The 18,319-nt window shown below is 32.4% G+C and carries 10 protein-coding genes; 6 read left to right on the top strand and 4 right to left on the bottom strand.

All coding sequences use genetic code 11. From position 1 onward, the window contains the following. The 3 genes from MK851_RS13790 to MK851_RS13780 form a co-directional block, all read left to right on the top strand. Positions 1-3,057, top strand: a 3,057-nt coding sequence (locus tag MK851_RS13790; RefSeq protein ID WP_320244408.1) for a gliding motility-associated C-terminal domain-containing protein, incomplete at its 5' end; no start/stop codon positions are given. Between the two features lie 10 nt (positions 3,058-3,067). Then, positions 3,068-4,009, top strand: coding sequence for a type IX secretion system membrane protein PorP/SprF (locus MK851_RS13785; protein WP_320244407.1), 942 nt, complete (start codon positions 3,068-3,070; stop codon positions 4,007-4,009). A 10-nt stretch (positions 4,010-4,019) separates the two neighbouring features. Continuing rightward, positions 4,020-5,906, top strand: coding sequence for an OmpA family protein (locus tag MK851_RS13780; protein WP_320244406.1), 1,887 nt, complete (start codon positions 4,020-4,022; stop codon positions 5,904-5,906). Positions 5,907-5,997: 91 nt separating this feature from the next. On the opposite strand, the gene MK851_RS13775 is transcribed toward MK851_RS13780, so the two are convergent. The 3 genes from MK851_RS13775 to MK851_RS13765 form a co-directional block, all read right to left on the bottom strand. After that, positions 5,998-6,489 (bottom strand): CAP domain-containing protein, encoded by a 492-nt coding sequence (locus MK851_RS13775; RefSeq protein ID WP_320244405.1) that lies wholly within the window; start codon positions 6,487-6,489, stop codon positions 5,998-6,000. A gap of 109 nt (positions 6,490-6,598) precedes the next feature. Beyond that, entirely contained in the window at positions 6,599-7,036 is a 438-nt protein-coding gene (locus tag MK851_RS13770; RefSeq protein WP_303511037.1) for a DUF4268 domain-containing protein, read from the bottom strand. Beyond that, positions 7,036-7,617, bottom strand: a complete 582-nt coding sequence (locus MK851_RS13765) for a tRNA-(ms[2]io[6]A)-hydroxylase (RefSeq protein WP_320244404.1) — start codon at positions 7,615-7,617, stop codon at positions 7,036-7,038. The genes MK851_RS13770 and MK851_RS13765 overlap by 1 nt, the downstream gene beginning before the upstream one ends. Positions 7,618-7,842: 225 nt before the next feature. Here MK851_RS13765 and MK851_RS13760 point away from each other — a divergent pair, with 225 nt between their 5' ends. Next, positions 7,843-13,362 carry an alpha-2-macroglobulin family protein gene (locus MK851_RS13760; protein WP_320244403.1) on the top strand — a complete coding sequence of 1,840 codons (5,520 nt, stop codon included), beginning with the start codon at positions 7,843-7,845 and terminating at the stop codon, positions 13,360-13,362. Between the two features lie 137 nt (positions 13,363-13,499). Beyond that, positions 13,500-14,813, top strand: coding sequence for a DEAD/DEAH box helicase (locus MK851_RS13755; RefSeq protein ID WP_320244402.1), 1,314 nt, complete (start codon positions 13,500-13,502; stop codon positions 14,811-14,813). Positions 14,814-14,919: 106 nt separating this feature from the next. Here MK851_RS13755 and MK851_RS13750 read toward each other — a convergent pair whose 3' ends face one another. Then, positions 14,920-15,867, bottom strand: coding sequence for a tRNA-dihydrouridine synthase family protein (locus tag MK851_RS13750; RefSeq protein WP_320244401.1), 948 nt, complete (start codon positions 15,865-15,867; stop codon positions 14,920-14,922). A gap of 85 nt (positions 15,868-15,952) precedes the next feature. Between MK851_RS13750 and pbpC the strand changes: the two genes are divergently transcribed. Continuing rightward, positions 15,953-18,307, top strand: a complete 2,355-nt coding sequence (pbpC, locus tag MK851_RS13745) for a penicillin-binding protein 1C (RefSeq protein ID WP_320244400.1) — start codon at positions 15,953-15,955, stop codon at positions 18,305-18,307. The last annotated feature ends 12 nt before the right edge of the window (positions 18,308-18,319 follow it).

Genomic DNA, 18,319 nt, shown 5'->3' with positions numbered 1-18,319 from the left:
ACTGCACCAACTTTATCAGCAGAACCAACCGATATTTCAGTAGACTGTGAAGCCATACCATCAGTACCAACAATCACAGCGACGGACAATTGTGATAGCGTAGTAGATGTAATTTTTACCGAAGTAAGCAATACAGTAGTAGACGGATGTGGAGAAATCGTACGTCAATGGGAATCAACTGACAACTGTGGTAATACAGTAAGTCATAGCCAAACAATTACCGTAGCAGATATAACTAAACCAGGTTTTACAGTTCCAGCTGACATCACAATATTTAAAGATGATACTTGTACTTATGATGCTAATGTTGGAATCACTGGAGATGTAATAGATGAATCTGATAATTGTGATACAAATTTAAGCGCTAGTTATACTGATATAGAATCAGTAGGTTCATGTGAAGGAGAAATAATTGTAACTAGAACTTGGTCTTTAACAGATAACTGTGGAAATACAACAGAAAAAGATCAAAGAATAACAGTTAAAGACAATATAGCTCCAGTTATAGATGAAACGAATAAAGATAATATAGATATAGAATGTGGAGTAGGAGATACAGAAACTACCTTACAAGATTGGTTAGACAGTAATGCAGGAGCAACAGCAACCGATAACTGTAGTAGTGTAACATGGACAAATAATTATGGAGATGACACTTCTGTAAAATGTGATGGAAGTTATATTATAGTAACCTTTACAGCTACAGATGTTTGTGGTAATTCAAGTATCACAACTGCAGGATATTTAATTAAAGATGAAACAGCACCGACAATAACTCAACAACCATCAGATAAAGCTGTAGAGTGTGATGGATCAGGAAACACAGCAGAGCTAAACGCTTGGTTAGCTAGTAATGGAGGAGCAACAGCAACAGATGATTGTAGCGTTGTATCATGGAGTAATAACTATACAGATTTAACATATATCTGTAGTTTTACAGGAGAAGTAGAAGTAATTTTTACAGCGAAAGACGCCTGTGGGAACCCTGTAGATACCAATAGTGCTAAATTTATTATAGAAGACACGCAAGCACCTGAATTTGTTGAGGAATTACCAGTTGATGTAACGGTAAGCTGTGATACAATTCCAGCAGCAATGGTATTAACCGCAACAGATAATTGTGATGCTTCTGTGACTGTGAATTATTCAGAAGAGTTTTCAGGACAAGATGACGAATGTGCATCAGAATATACAATCACAAGAACATGGACAGTACAAGATTGTGCAGGTAATACAACCTCGCATGCTCAAGAGGTAACCGTAGAAGATACTACCGCACCTGAATTTGTTGAGGAATTACCAGTGGATGTAACGGTAAGCTGTGATACAATTCCAGTAGCAATGGTATTAACCGCAACAGATAACTGTGATACTTCTGTAACAGTAAACTATTCAGAAGAGTTTGCAGGACAAGATGACGAATGTGCATCAGAATATACAATCACAAGAACATGGACTGTAGAAGACTGCGCAGGAAATACAACCTCACATACTCAAGAGGTAACCGTAGAAGATACTGCTGCACCTGAATTTGTTGAGGAATTGCCAGTGGATGTAACGGTAAGCTGTGATACAATTCCAGCAGCAATGGTATTAACCGCAACAGATAATTGTGATGCTTCTGTGACTGTGAATTATTCAGAAGAGTTTTCAGGACAAGATGACGAATGTGCATCAGAATATACAATCACAAGAACATGGACAGTACAAGATTGTGCAGGTAATACAACCTCGCATGCTCAAGAGGTAACCGTAGAAGATACTACCGCACCTGAATTTGTTGAGGAATTACCAGCAGATGTAACGGTAAGTTGTGATGCGATTCCAGCAGCAGCGGTATTAACCGCAACAGATAACTGTGATACTTCTGTGACTGTGAATTATTCAGAAGAGTTTTCAGGACAAGATGACGAATGTGCATCAGAATATACAATCACAAGAACATGGACAGTACAAGATTGTGCAGGTAATACAACCTCGCATACTCAAGAGGTAACTGTAGAAGATACTACCGCACCAGAATTTGTTGAGACTTTACCAACAAACACAACAGTAAGTTGTGATGCTATTCCAGCAGTAGCAGTACTAACAGCAACAGATAATTGTGATTCTGAAGTAATAGTTGTATATTCAGAAGAGCTTTCAGGCCAAGAAGAAGGATGTGCTTCAGAGTATATCATTACAAGAAAATGGGAAGTACAAGATTGTGCAGGTAATACAACCTCGCATACTCAAGTTATCACAATAGAAGATAATGAAGTGCCAACCTTGGTGTCAACATTAGAAGATATTACAGTAGAATGTGATACTGTTCCTGAAGTACCAACTTTAGAATTTACAGACAATTGTTCTTCAAATGTAACACAAACAAATTTTGAGGAAACAAGTACATTTGAAGGAAGCGATAGTGACTATACAATCACAAGAACTTGGACAGTAGCTGATGATTGTGGAAATACAGCAGAGTTTACACAATATATTACAGTAACTGTAAAAACATCAGTAACAGAAGTAGCAGATTCAAGATGTATTGATGATGGCGAAATTGACTTGAATGACTATTTAGCGAATCAAAGTGAAGATGGAACTTGGGAAGTAACTCAAGGAAGCGTAACAGTATCTGATGATGGAAGCTTTGACCCGTCGGGAGTAAATTTAGGAGATTATATATTTACGTATACATCAGCAAACAATGGCTGTTTAACATCGACAAAAGTTACGATTAATATAAACGATGATTGTATAGTATTACCATGTGGACAAGAAGATGTGGTAATTTCAAAAGCAGTAACCCCTAATGGAGATTCATGGAATGAATTTTTTGAAGTTACAGGAGTTGAATCCTGTGGATTTATAGCCAATGTAAAAATATTTAACCGTTGGGGAGCTAGAGTTTTTGAATCTAATAATTATGCAAATAATTGGAATGGAGTTTCAGATGGAGCTACGTTTGGATCAGCAGAAAGATTACCAGCTGGTACATATTACTACATTGTAATATTAGAAAATAGTGGGTTAAAACCATTTACAGGAGCAATTTACTTAGGAACCAAATAATATTATAGCTATGAACCAAAATTACAAGCTATTACAAGCAATTATTGTACTGTTTTTTGCAACAGTTTTAACAGTTCAATCACAACAGCTACCACAGTTTACTCAATATATGTATAATACAATTTCTATCAACCCTGCATATGCAGGAAGTAGAGAAGCATTGAGTATTGTTGGACTGCATAGAAGTCAGTGGGCAGGATTAGATAGAGCACCAGAAACACAAACCCTATCTATTCACTCACCTCTTAGAAATGATAAAATAGGATTAGGATTATCATTTATAAATGATCAATTAGGGTATGAAAATTTTACCTATTTATATGGAGACTTCTCATATACAATTCAACTTAATGACGATATAAAACTAGCCTTTGGACTTAAAGCAGGGTTTACTCAATACAATATTGATGATGCTTTAATAGCCTCCGAAGGGTCAGACCCAGGAATTTCAGGGATTCAAAATAGATGGGAACCTAATTTTGGGAGTGGTTTATTACTACACACAAATAAGTGGTATGTAGGGCTTTCTGCTCCAAGGTTATTGAATATAGATCATAATGATTTGGCTGTTAATGGAATTAATTACGGAATTATAGATAGGGTAAGTTATTACTTAACAGGAGGATATGTTTTTGATGTAAGTGATAATGTAAAATTTAAACCAGCGGCATTAATTAAAGCAACCAATGGAGCTCCAGTATCATATGACATAACAGCAAACTTCTTATTCAATGAAAAATTTTGGTTAGGAGGATCTTATAGAATCAATGAAAACACAGGGGCTTTAGGGGCTTTAGTAGATTTTCAAGTATCTCGTCAGTTCCGAATAGGTTACGCGTATGAGCATCCATTATCAGACATTAATCAATACTCAAATGGTACACATGAAATATTATTAATGTTTGAGCTATTTCCTAAGTCATATAGAACTAAATCTCCTAGATATTTTTAAAAGCATAGTTATGAAGACAAAAATTACACTGATACTACTTTTTTTATCATGCTTTGCATTTTCTCAAAGAAAAATAGCAAATAAATTCTATAAAGAATATGCGTATGTAAAAGCAGCCGAGTTTTATAAAAAAGCTATAAACGGAGGAGATGATGGGATAGATATGATAACAAGGTTGGCAGATTGTTATTATAATAACTCAAACTCCAAACAAGCAGCTTATTGGTATGGAGTTGCTTCAAACAGAAAAGAAAACTTAACTGATGATGCTATATATAAGTATGTACAGTCACTCAGAAGTATAGGAGAGTACAATAAAGCAGATAAATGGCTTCAAAAGCTATCTGACAAAGCATTAAAAGAAAAAAGTGTTGATTATAATAAGTTAAAAACACTTAATAAAGACTCTGTATTAGTAGCAAATTTAGAAATTAATACAAAAAATTCAGAGTTTGGAACGTATGTACATGGACAAAAACTATATTTTGCTTCGACAAGAAAAAAAGATGGCGAAATTTATGAATGGAATAACCAACCGTATTTAGACTTATATCAAGCCAAAATTACTAAAAATAATAAAGATGAAGATAGTATAGCAAGTGTTATTCCTATTGTATCTTCTAAAATTAATACGGGTTTTCATGAATCGAGTGTAGCAATAACTAAAGACGGGAAAACGTTATATTTTACAAGAAATAATTTAAACGAAAAGAAAAAACTAGAGTATAGTAAAAAAGGGACATCGCATTTAAAAATATTCAAGGCTACATTGGTTAATGGACAATGGGATAATATTGAAGAGTTACCGTTTAATGATAAAATGTATTCTAGCGGACATCCAGCATTGAGTCCCGATGAGAAAACATTATATTTTGTGTCTGATAGACCAGATAGTTATGGCTTAACTGATATTTACAAAGTAGCTATTTTACCTAATGGAGAGTATGGTGAATCAATAAATTTAGGAGATAAAGTAAATACAAAAGGAAGAGAGATGTTTCCTTTTGTAGCTAAAGATTATACCTTATACTTCTCTTCGGATGGTTATGCAAACTTAGGGTTATTAGATATTTTTAAATCTGACTTACTAAAAAACAATTCGTCAGAAGTTATAAATATAGGAGCTCCATTTAATAGTGGGTACGATGACTTTGCTTTCTTTTATAATGAAGATGGAAAAACAGGGTACTTTTCTTCAAACCGACCTGAAGGGAAAGGACAAGATGATGTATATAAGTTTAGAACGCTAAAATGCAAGCAATTTATCAAAGGAGTAACATATGATAAAAGAACTAAAGAAATATTACCCAATGCTTTAGTCGAATTGATTGACTCTGAAGGTAAAGTAATAAAAAGGTTTGTAACTCAAGAAGATGCCACCTACGTTTTTGAAGTAGAATGTGAGAAAAAATTTTCTTTAAGAGGAACAAAGTTAGATTATAAAGATGATTTTATCAATAATATTGAAACGACAGATGTAAGAGGTATAGAGATAGAACATGATTTATATCTAACACCATTAATTATAGGAAACGAAATAGTGATAGATCCTATATTTTTCGATTTCGATAAATGGAATATACGACCAGATGCTGCTTATGAATTAGAGCACATTGTACGAGTAATGAACAATCATCCAAAAATGATTATCAAGATTGAAGCTCATACCGATAGTAGGGGGAGCGATAGGTACAATGAGATTTTATCAGATAGAAGAGCTAAGTCTACCAGAGATTATATTTTTTCAAGAGGTATAGCTACCAATAGAATAGAAAATGCCATTGGTTATGGAGAAAAACAGTTAATGAACAAATGTTCTAATGGTGTTCCCTGTACAGATGAGGAACATCAAGAAAACAGACGATCAAAATTTATAATCGTCAATGATTATAAATAGTAATAAAAAGAAATTAGTCTCCCGTAGAGTAGTTTTCTTTAGTAGCCCCAATTCAATGCGCATATTGAGTTTGGGGCTTTAATTTACTTCACTATTTTTTTACAAAAATATTAGTGTAATACCACTTACCGTTGTCACTTTTTTCAGCTGTAATTTCAAAGTGAGTATAGTCACCTTCAATATTTTCTTTATGTCCGTTGCTTTTAATCCAAGCATCAACTACAGCTTCAGCAGTAGAATAGCCATAAGCTACATTTTCACCTACCTTAATAGCATTAGCGTTTTCAGTCAAATACTCTTTGCGTTGGTGAAAAAAGTCGTGAGAAATTTCTTCTTTTTTAATCATGTAATTTGTATGATTGTTTGTCTGCGACTTAATCGTTTGTAACTTGTTTAGTGAAGAAAAGCCATTATTAACTCTATAAGAATTAATAAGGTCTAAAACGTCCGCTTCTATCGGTTTCTCAATGATACTAGTTAACATTTCTGGGGTACTATCAGCTATCTCGGCTTCGTTAGAAGAACAAGATGTTATTATTAGTGCACAAAATAGCACCAATAACTTTTGGGGGTAGTTATTCATGATTATAGGGGTTAGGGGTTAATCAAAAACGTTGTAAATATATAATGAAAATTAAATACAAAACAAGTTAAATGCATGTATTTTAACAAAAAAGGTGTTTTTCCTGTGACTAGATTGCTTGTTTTATAAAGTCTTCATATTCATAAAAAAACAGTTCAAATTGTGTCATAGTTTCAACATAAAACTCATAACAGTCTCGCCAAGTGTCTTTATTATGAATACTAAACTTCTTATCGAAAGGGACATAAATTCTGTGAATAATCTTGTGATTATCTAGTTCAAAATTATTATCAAAAATAACTTCAGGTAAATATTCTGTTTCCAATATATTTTTCAAAGAAAGAAGTTGATCGTAAAGCAATTCATTGGCAATACTTTCTGGATGCTCGAAATCTAAACAAACTGAAGCTTTTTTTCTGTCTGCTTGAAATTTAAAAGCAAATCCTTTTATTTTAGTGTTGTATAACAACCATTTTCTTGGAAAAGACTTTCCAAAACTAGTCCAAAACTCCTTACGTAAGCGGGCAGATTCTTCTTTACTAAACACTATCCGTGAACTTTTGCTGTTCTACCTCTTTCTCGCATCATTTCAGCTTCAAAAGCTAATAAGTCTTCCCATTTTTTATCTACAATTTCACGATCCATATACTTTCTAGCATATCCTAAAAATAAGGTGTAGTGATTTGCTTCAGAAACCATTAAATCGATATAGAATTTTGATAATTCTTTATCTTCCATATTATCAGCAAAAACCTTAAAGCGTTCACAGCTGCGTGCTTCTATTAAAGCAGCAACTAACAGTCGGTGAATTAATGCTTCAGTTCTGTTTTTTGTATGCGGAAAGAATTTTTGTAATTTTAAAGCATAGTCGTTTTTAGTTGCTTGTCCTAAAACCATACCACGTTCAATCATTATGTTATGTACCATTCTAAAATGTTCCATTTCTTCAATAGCAATATCACTCATGTCTTTAACAAGTTCAGTTTCTTCAGAGTAATTGATGATAATTGACACAGCATTTGAAGCAGCTTTTTGTTCAGCAAAGGCATGATCTGTTAATAACTGTTCCAATCCATTTTTAGCAACTTCAACCCATGAAGTTTCAGTATCAAATTGTAATCCAAGCATAATGTATTATTCAGGCTGTAAAAGTAAAAAATATAAGTGCTAATTGTATCATAAATAGCTTAAAAATAGCTAGATTTGTTATTAAAAAAATCTCTTGAGAAAATTGCTTAAAAATATTGGCTTTAATTGCGAATACTAAATGAATTGCTACAAATTCTAAATAGATAATCTTTTAAAGATATTTTTAACTAGTTTTAGATAAAAAAGACAAAAACTTCTGTTGAAATGAAATTACAATTATTTAAAAAAGTGAAAAAAATTATTGGCGTTTTTACATTAATCTTTTTAATGTTTATCGCTAACTCCTGCAAAAAATCTGCTGTTACAGAAAGTAACGTTAATGAGTTTAGTGAGTACATTAGTGTTTTTCCAGATAAACTGATATCGGTAAGCCCTAATTTAAAGTTTGTGTTAAAAAATAAAGTCACAGCAAACTTTGATGCCACTGAAGTAATTACTACAAAACCGGCCATAAAAGGAGAAGTTGTTTTTAATGACAGCGAGTTAGTTTTTGTGCCTGCTGAAAAATTAAAAAGTAATCAAGAGTATTTAATAACACTTCATTTATCTAAGTTGTATGAAGATATAGAGGAAGATTTAGAGAACTTTACTATTAAAGTAAAAACTAAAGAATTATTATTCAACGTTTCCTTACAAGCTCCAAGTGTCTATAATAAAAAATTATATGCAATAGAAGGAGAGTTAATTGCCAGTGATATTATTGAAACGGAAAAAATAGCATCTTTAATAAGAGCTACATACAACGGGAAAGAAAAAGCTATAAAATTTAGTACTGTAGGTAAGGTAAGTTCTAAAGTTTACTTTAAAATAGACAGTATAGAACGCAATGAAGAAGACAAACAATTAAAGGTAGAGTGGACTGGAATGCCAATTCAGTCAGAGTCCAAAGGAAGTAGAGAGGTAACCATTACAGGAAAAAATAATTTTAAGATATTAAATGTTGAAGTTATTGATATAGATAAACAACATATTGAAATAAGCTTCTCAGATCCAATCCAAAAATCACAAAACTTAAAAGGACTTATTCAGTTTTTAAATACTCAAAAAAGAGCTTTTACATATAAGGTAAATAGTAATAAGGTAACGGTATACCCAAAATCATCATTTACACAAAAAGTTGATATAGAGATATTCAAAGGAATTAAGAGTGTGGATGGTTATACTTTAAAAGAAAACACAATTAAAACGGTTTATTTTGAAGAATTAAAGCCTGCGGTAAAGTTTATAAAGAGTGGATCAATACTTCCAAACTCTAATAACCTAAAAATAAATTTTAGTGCAGTTAACTTAAAAGCGGTTGATGCCACAATTTACAAAGTATACAAAGAAAATGTATTACAGTTTTTACAAAATAATAGTTTAAGTAATCAAGGAAATTTACGTTATGTAGGGCGTCCTGTAGCTAAATACACAGTAAACCTTAGTAATCAAGGATTAGATTTAAGTAAAGAAAACGCTTTTGCTATTGATTTAGCAGAAATAATAAAAGTGGAAAACGGAGCGATGTATAGAGTCGAGTTTTCATTCAATAAAGACTATTCAAATTATAAATGTACTGAAGATGTTTCAACCAAAACCATCGTTTTCGGGAAAAAGAAGATAGATACCAAAAGCTATGATAATCCTAATTACTACGACGATTATTACTACGATTATAGTTGGAGAGATAGAGAGGATCCTTGCACAACGTCATACTATTACAACAAAGATATTAGTACAAATATTTTAGCTACGAATATTGGGGTTATAGTAAAAAAAGGAAATAACAACAAAACGTTAGTAGCTGTTACAAATATACTTACCACAGATGTTATAGAAGGAGCAAAAGTAACCTTATATAACCTACAAAAACAAGAAGTAGCTTCAGCTACAACTAATAAAGAAGGAATAGTGTCTTTTTCTGACGTAACAAATGCTTTTTTTGCAGTAGTTTCTAAAAATAATAATACTACTTATGTGAAATTGAAGGATGGAGAAGCACTGTCAATGAGTAAATTTGATGTTTCTGGGGTAAAATTACAAGAAGGAATTAAAGGATATATTTATGGAGAGCGTGGAGTTTGGAGACCAGGAGATCAACTGTTTTTAACTTTTGTTTTAAATGACAATGCAAACCCAATTCCAGAGGAACACCCAATAAAGTTTGAATTAATAAATCCGCAAGGAAAAATAATCGATAGAAAAGTACTTCCAAAAAAATCAAATAATGTATACACATACGCTCCTATAACAAACCCAGAAGCTATTACTGGTAATTGGAAGTTACGTGTAAGTGTTGGTGGAGCTGTTTTCAATAAAACATTAAAGATTGAAACCATAAAGCCGAACCGATTAAAGATAAAACTAGCTACAGATGCAGAGTTCATCAAAGCAAATTCAACTATTACAGGAGATGTAGAAGTAAAATGGTTACATGGAGCAATAGCAAGAGGATTAAAGTTAGATATCAACGGAAAATTCTCACAAACCAATACGGAGTTTTCAAAATTCAAAAGCTATAATTTTGATGATGTAACTCGTCGATTTGGAACAGAAGAGTTTAAAGTGCTAAAAGGAAGTTTAAGTAATGATGGAACTACTAAATTCTCGGTAAAACCTAAATTAGATAGTAAAGCTCCGGGAATGTTAAGAGCGAGTTTTATTACAAAAGTATATGAAAATGGAGGTGACTTTAGTACCGATGTGTTCTCTAACAAAGTGTCACCGTATACTTCGTATGCTGGATTACAAGATGCTGAAGAACCGCAATCTAAAAACTATTTATTTACAGATGAAAACTATACATTTAATGTAGCTTCAGTAAACGAAGAAGGAGTAGGAATAGCAAATACTTTAGAAGTAAATGTATATAAATTATCATGGCGTTGGTGGTGGAGTACTTCTGATAATGGATTGTCTAGTTATGATGGTACACGTTATCATGAACCATATAAGAAATTAAAAGTAACAACAAACGCGAATGGTAAAGGAACTTTTAAATTAAAGGTTGACGAAAATGATTGGGGACGTTATTTGATAAAAGTAAAAGACTTAAAAAGTAAGCATGTTACCTCAAATGTGATATATTTTGATTGGCCTTCTTGGTATGCTAAAAAGAAAGGAAATCAAGATAAAAGTAACGCTACGATGCTAATATTTACAACCGATAAAGAATCGTATGAAGTAGATGAAAAAGCAACTGTGAAGTTTCCGTCTTCAGAAGGAGGAAAAGCGTTTATTACCATAGAAAACGGAACAGAAGTACTAGACCATTTCTGGGTGCCAACACAAGCACAACAAACATCGTTTAGTTTTCCAGTAAAAGCTAGCTATACACCAAATGTATTTGTAAACATTTCATTGTTACAAAAACATAGTCAAACGGTAAATGATTTACCAATTCGTATGTACGGTTCAATACCAATGTTGGTACATAATCCAGCAACTAAATTAGAACCAAAAATTCAGTTAGCTGATGAGCTACGACCAGAATCTACGGCTACTATTCGAGTGAAAGAAGAAAAAGGTAGAGCAATGACCTATACCATTGCATTGGTAGATGAAGGTTTGTTAGACTTAACACGTTTTAAGACTCCAAACCCATGGGGAGTGTTCTATGCACGCCAATCTTTAGGTGTAAAAACTTGGGATATTTTTGATGACGTTATTGGTGCTTACGGTGGAAAAGTAAATCAGATTTTGAGTATTGGAGGAGATGAAGCAGAAGCAGGAAGTAAAAACCGAAAAGCGAATCGATTCAAACCAATGGTTACGTATTTAGGCCCTTTCGATTTAGAAAAAGGAGACAGTAAGGAACATAAAATTAAAATACCTAAATATGTAGGATCTGTTCGAGCTATGGTGGTAGCTACTGATACTAAAAAAGATGCGTACGGTAGTGATGAAAAAACAGCTTTTGTACGAAAACCAGTAATGATTTTAGCATCATTGCCTCGTAAAATAACACCACAAGAAACTGTTACCTTACCAGTTACTGTTTTTGCAATGAAACCAAACATTAAAAATGTAAAAGTTACAGTACAACCAAACGAAACATATACTATTGTAGGAGATAAAACGCAAACCGTTTCATTTAGTCAGCCAGATGAAAAAATGGCGTATTTTACCTTAAAAGTAAATGATTTTAAAGGAATTGGTAAAGTAAAAATAGACGCAAGTTCAGGAAGAGAAAAAGCATCTTACGAAGTAGAAATAGATGTGTTAAACCCAAATCCAGTAACTACTGAGGTAAAAGATGTCGTATTAAAATCGAATGAAGAAGGAGAAATCAGTTTTACAAGTTTTGGTACTAAAGGAACGAACGCAGCTACGTTAGAATTATCAACCTTACCACCAATGAACTTTACCAAGCGTTTGGGATACTTAATTCGTTATCCGCATGGGTGTGTAGAACAAACAACCTCTGGTGCTTTTCCACAGTTGTTTTTACCAGAATTATTTGAGTTATCAAAAGAAAAGATAGCTTCAACAGAAAGAAATATAAAAGCAGCAATTCAACGTTTATCAAATTTCCAATTATCTAATGGAGGATTGTCATACTGGCAAGGAAATAGTAGTGCTAATAGTTGGGGAACATCGTATGCAGGTCATTTCATGATAGAGGCTGAGAAGAAAGGATATGCACTACCTATTGGATTCAAATCAAAATGGATAGGGTATCAAAAACAACAAGCACGTAATTGGAGAAATAACTCACGTTATTACAACAATTCATTATCACAAGCATACCGATTGTATACCTTGAGTTTAGCTAATAGCCCTGATTTAGCTTCAATGAACCGTTTACGAGAATCAATGGGAGTTTCAGATGAGGCAAAAATGAGATTAGCAAGTGCGTATGCTTTAATAGGTAAAAAGGCTATAGCAACATCTATTTTAAAAGGAATTACTGGTTATACGTATACAAAACGATATTATTCAAACTATGGTTCTGAAACGCGAAATAAAGCAATGTCTTTAGAAACCTATATGTTATTGGATGATGAAACAAAATCAATAAAATTAGCAAAAGAAATAGCTGAAGATTTATCTAGTAATAATTGGATGAGTACGCAAACTACAGCCTATAGTTTGTTGGCAATGAGCCAATATGCTTTGAAAAATGGAGGTAGTGATGGAATTAATACAAGTTATGTATTAAATAAAGCTTCAGGAGAAGCAAGTACTTCAAAATCGTTGTTGACAAAAGATTTAATCGCAATTCAAAAAGAGAATTCATTAAAAATAACCAACAAAAACAGCGGTGTTTTATATGTACGTATACTAAACAAAGGAATTTTACCTGTAGGTGAAGAAAAAGTATTCCAAAAGAATTTAGAAACTTCTATTACCTATAAAACAAAAGATGGCACTCGTATTGCACCAGATAACTTATCACAAGGGACTAATTTTGTAGTAGAAGTTACAGTAAAGAACCCAACAAGTGAAACGATTGATAATGTAGCATTAACACAATATATTCCTTCAGGATGGGAAATTGTAAATACTCGTTTTACCGATTTTGGAAATAATACTACGTCTTCAAAAGTAGATTATACCGATATACGAGATGCAAGTATCAGTAACTACTTTACCTTAAAAAAGTACGAAACTAAAACATTTAGAGTATTACTAAATGCGTCGTATTTAGGAGAATATTATTTACCAGGAGTACAAGTTGAAGCAATGTATGATAATGATTATATAGCTCGTACTAAAGGTGAGTGGATTAAGGTGGTGAAGTAGTTTATAAATAATTAAATGAGATAAATAAAGCTTACTGATTTCAGTAAGCTTTATTTATTTCTAAAATACTTAATCTTTCCTTGTGTAAGACTACCTATCTTTGCCCATTAATATAAAATTCATAGATATAAAGGATTATGGTAAATACAGTTAAAACACAAGAAGATATTCTAGCAAAGCTAAATATCTATGAATTAAATGAAATGCAACAAAATGCCATTTCTACGATTGATAAAACAACCAATATAGTAATACTATCACCCACTGGAACTGGTAAAACATTAGGGTTTTTATTACCAACATTAAAGTTAATAGAGCCTAATAATAAAGAAGTTCAAGTTTTAATTTTAGTACCATCAAGAGAATTAGTGATTCAAATAGAACAGGTGATTCGTGAAATGGGAACAGGTTTAAAAGTGAATGCTGTATATGGTGGGCGTTCAATGGCAAAAGATAAAATAGAACTAAAGCATACACCCAGTATATTAATTGGTACGCCAGGTAGAATCTCTGACCATTTTGCTAACAATCGTTTTTCTAAAGAAAGTATTAAAACCTTAATTTTAGATGAGTTTGATAAATCGTTAGAAGTTGGTTTTGAGTACGAAATGCGCGGAATTATTAATCAATTACCAAATATTAATAAACGTATTTTAACTTCTGCAACTCAAGAAGCTGAAATTCCAGATTTTGTACGTTTGAACAATCCTACCGTATTAAACTATTTAACAGGTAAGAAATCAAAGAAATTAACATTAAAAACGGTTGTTTCACCATCAAAAAATAAAAATCAAACCTTAGTAGAACTATTACACCATATAGGGAATGAACAAGGAATTATTTTTTGTAATTTAAAAGACAGTATTGCTAATGTAAGCGAGTTTTTGACTAAAAACAAGATAGCACACAGTTGTTTCTCTGGAGGAATGGAACAAAGAGATCGAGAACGTTCTTTAATAAAGTTTAGAAACGGAACAAGTCAAGTATTGTTAGCGACTGATTTAGCTGCAAGAGGAATTGATATTCCAGAAATGAAATACATTATTCATTACGAATTACCTCAGAGAGTAGAAGAGTTTACGCATAGAAACGGACGAACAGCAAGAGTTAATGCCAAAGGAACTGCTTATGTTTTAAAATGGCAAAAAGAAAGCTTACCAGAATTTCTTAAAAACATACCCAATGCGGATATTTCTCAGAAACAAAAGTTAAAACTTGGTTATTGGGAGACGTTATTTATTTCTGGAGGAAGAAAAGATAAAATATCTAAAGGAGATATTGCAGGTTTATTCTTTAAGAAAGGAAATCTAACAAAAGAACAAGTAGGAGTTATTGAACTGAAACAAGATTGTGCTTTTATAGCAGTACCTGTAGTAGAAGCTAAGAAATTAGTAGAGAACTTAAACAATACACGTTTGAAGAATAAAAAAGTGCGTATTAGTATTGTGTAAAACAAAAGAGGTTTCTAATTTTTTAGAAACCTCTTTTGTTTTATAAATAGCAGCTGTTCTAAAATATTTTTAAAAAGTAAAATATTAGCGGCTATAAGAATGGAGGTTATTTTTCACTACTCAAAATCTCCTTAACAGCCGCTTGATATTTTTTAGGGTTTGTCGCTTTTTTAATTTTCTTATAAGTTTTGCGAGGATCAGAAAACGATTGAGAAAAATACTCCCAAAAGCCTAACATTTTCATTTTTATAGGTGTTGGCCCAGATAAGGCAGCATCATATTGCTGGTATATTTCATCATGAAACTCTCCAAATGTTTTCCATCTATCTTTTGTATATTCAGTAGTATTATCTTTAATCATTTGTGGTAAAAAAGGATCTGCAATTAAACCACGTCCAATCATAAAATGTGTAATACTAGGAAAACGTTCTTTTATAGCTTTAAAACCTGCTACTGTGGTAATATTACCATTATAATATAATTGATGTTTGGCAACGTCTATACATTTTTGAAAAGCATCTAAATCAACACCTCCTTTGTACAATTGTTTTCCAATTCTGGCGTGAATAGCTACATTTTTTAATGGATACTTATCTAAAATAGGAAAAGTGTGCAGTATTTCTTCACTGTTTTCATAACCCATTCTCATTTTCATCGATACTAGAATGTCAGTTTCGTTATGAGCGCGATGTAGTATTTCATCTATACGTGTAGGATTACAAATTAAACCAGAACCCATACCTGATTTTGTAACCATAGGGTAAGGACACCCTAAATTCCAATTTAACTCTTTATACCCTAAACTTTGTACATATTTGGCAACAAATAAAAACTCTTCAGCATCATTGGTTATAACTTGCGGAATAACCGTTAAAGTTGTGTTATTTTCAGGGAGTAAATCACGTTCATAACTCGATTTTATTTTAAATTTCCCATTTAATCGAATGTAAGGAGCATAATAAGTATCTATACCACCAAAATATTTTTGTTGGGCATTCCTAAAACGAAAATCGGTAAACCCTTGTAAAGGTGAAGAAAGTAAGGTAAAACTCATAGTGTAATTTGAGTTGCAAATATAACAGACTTATGGACTAAATGTTTGCTATAAACTTTATACTTTTGAGATATATAAGTTGTCTATGAAAATTGTTTTTAACTTTTTAAAACAGCATAAAATTAAAGTTATCATTATAAGTGTTTTTATGGTAGCTTATTATTTCTGTTTACCTAAAAATTTATTCGATAATCCAACATCAACAGTCGTAACATCAAAAAATAATGAATTGTTAGGAGCTGTAATTGCCAGTGATGGTCAGTGGCGATTTCCTGAATTAGATTCCGTTCCTAAAAAGTTTGAACATTGTATTTTACAATTTGAAGATGCTTATTTTTATAAGCACTTTGGATTCAATCCTATTTCAATAGGAAAAGCGATGGTAGAAAATATAAAAGCAAAAAGAGTTGTACGAGGAGGAAGCACATTGACACAGCAAGTAATTCGCTTATCAAGAAAGAATAAAAAACGTTCCTATTTTGAAAAGCTGCAAGAGTTAATACTAGCGACTCGATTAGAATTTCGTTATTCTAAAAAAGAAATTTTAAACCTCTATGCATCTCATGCCCCCTATGGAGGAAACGTTGTTGGGTTAGAAATGGCTTCGTGGCGTTACTTTGGATTAAAACCATATCAGTTATCATGGGCAGAAACGGCTACATTAGCGGTATTACCAAATGCCCCATCGTTGATTTATCCAGGGAAAAATCAACAAAAGCTAAAAAATAAAAGAAATAGGTTACTACAAAAGTTACACGAAGAAGGAATTATAGATCAAATTACGTATGATTTAGCGATTGAAGAAGAATTACCACAAAAACCATATCCATTACCTACGGTAGCACCACATTTTGTGCAAGAAGTAACTAAACAGTATAGAGGACAACGCGTAAAAAGCTCTATTGATATTCATTTACAAAGGCAAATAAATAATTTAGTAAAACAACACTACTTCCGTCAAAAACAAAATGAAGTCTACAACATGGCGGTCTTAGTATTAGATGTTAAAACAAGAAAAGTGCTGTCTTATGTAGGGAACTCTCCAACCGATAAAGCACATCAAAAAGATGTGAACAATATTATTGCTCCAAGAAGTACAGGAAGTACTTTAAAGCCTTTTTTATATGCACAAATGTTGCAATCGGGAGATTTACTTCCCAGTCAATTAGTCGCAGATGTACCAACAGAAATAGCAGGTTATTCTCCTAAGAATTTCAATTTAACTTTTGATGGAGCAGTTCCAGCAAATAAAGCACTAACACGTTCGTTGAACATTCCTTCAGTACGTATGTTACAGCGATACGGATTGGAAAAATTTCGAGAAGATATAAAAGCATATCATATTAAAGATATTAATAAATCAGCTGATTATTATGGACTTTCATTAATTTTAGGAGGTGCTGAAGCTAGTTTATGGGATTTATGTAAAACCTTTGCAGGATATGCAGGAATTGTAAATCACTATGAAGAATTAAAACATAAGTATTATCAAAAAGAATTTGTAGAACCTAGTTTTTTGTCTGATGGAATTCCAAATTTTGGAGAGATTCAGGAGGATTATACAACTTTAGATGCTGGAGCTACATTTTTAACGCTAAATACTTTAATTGAGGTAAATAGACCTTTTACAGATCAAGCTTGGAAGTACTATGATTCGTCCCAAAAAATAGCGTGGAAAACAGGGACAAGTTTTGGAAATAAAGATGCTTGGGCAGTAGGAGTTACTCCAAAATATGTTGTAGGGGTGTGGATAGGAAACTCTGATGGAGAAGGACGCCCTGATCTCACAGGAGTTGGAAGCGCAGCTCCACTAATGTTTAGTGTTTTTGATGTATTACCAAAATCTAATTGGTTTTTAGAACCCTATGAAGATTTAATTGAAGCAGTTATTTGTGAGAAAAGTGGATTTTTAGCCAAAACTATTTGTCCGTTAACAGTAACTAAAAGAGTTCAAAAAAGTGCAATGAAAGCTAAATCGTGTCCGTATCATCAAGAAGTAACAGTAGATGCATCTGAAAAATATAGAGTGAACTCAAACTGCGAATCAATTTCTAACATGGTAACAAAACCATGGTTTGTATTGCCACCATTAATGGCATATTATTATCAGCAAAATAATGCAGATTATAGATCACTTCCTAAGTTTAGGTCAGATTGTAACCAGTTGGAAAGTAATACAATGGATTTTGTTTTTCCTGCCAAATATACCTCGAAAATATCTTTAACAAGAGGAGAAAACAACAAGCTAAATCCTATAATTTTAAAGCTTACACACGCTAATGCAGAGGCAAAAGTGTATTGGTATTTAAACAAACAATTTATAGGAATAACAGAACAGTATCATGAGCAAGCAGTTATGCCAAAAAGCGGAACTCATATAATAAGGGTTATAGATGATTTTGGTAATGAGTTGAAGAGAGTTATTGAAATAAAAAATTAAATAAATATAAAT

The organism is Tenacibaculum sp. 1B UA (assembly GCF_033978845.1).
Classification (GTDB): Bacteria; Bacteroidota; Bacteroidia; order Flavobacteriales; family Flavobacteriaceae; genus Polaribacter.
The sequence above is the reverse complement of the archived record's forward strand: the minus strand, read 5'-3'. Positions and strand labels throughout refer to the sequence as shown.

Bases quoted from the DNA above. Each gene is read 5' to 3' on its own strand.
- MK851_RS13785 (WP_320244407.1), top strand. From the start codon at position 3,068: ATGAACCAAAATTACAAGCTATTACAAGCAATTATTGTACTGTTTTTT.
- MK851_RS13780 (WP_320244406.1), top strand. From the start codon at position 4,020: ATGAAGACAAAAATTACACTGATACTACTTTTTTTATCATGCTTTGCA.
- MK851_RS13775 (WP_320244405.1), bottom strand. From the start codon at position 6,489: ATGAATAACTACCCCCAAAAGTTATTGGTGCTATTTTGTGCACTAATA.
- MK851_RS13765 (WP_320244404.1), bottom strand. From the start codon at position 7,617: ATGCTTGGATTACAATTTGATACTGAAACTTCATGGGTTGAAGTTGCT.
- MK851_RS13760 (WP_320244403.1), top strand. From the start codon at position 7,843: ATGAAATTACAATTATTTAAAAAAGTGAAAAAAATTATTGGCGTTTTT.
- MK851_RS13755 (WP_320244402.1), top strand. From the start codon at position 13,500: ATGGTAAATACAGTTAAAACACAAGAAGATATTCTAGCAAAGCTAAAT.
- MK851_RS13750 (WP_320244401.1), bottom strand. From the start codon at position 15,867: ATGAGTTTTACCTTACTTTCTTCACCTTTACAAGGGTTTACCGATTTT.
- pbpC (WP_320244400.1), top strand. From the start codon at position 15,953: ATGAAAATTGTTTTTAACTTTTTAAAACAGCATAAAATTAAAGTTATC.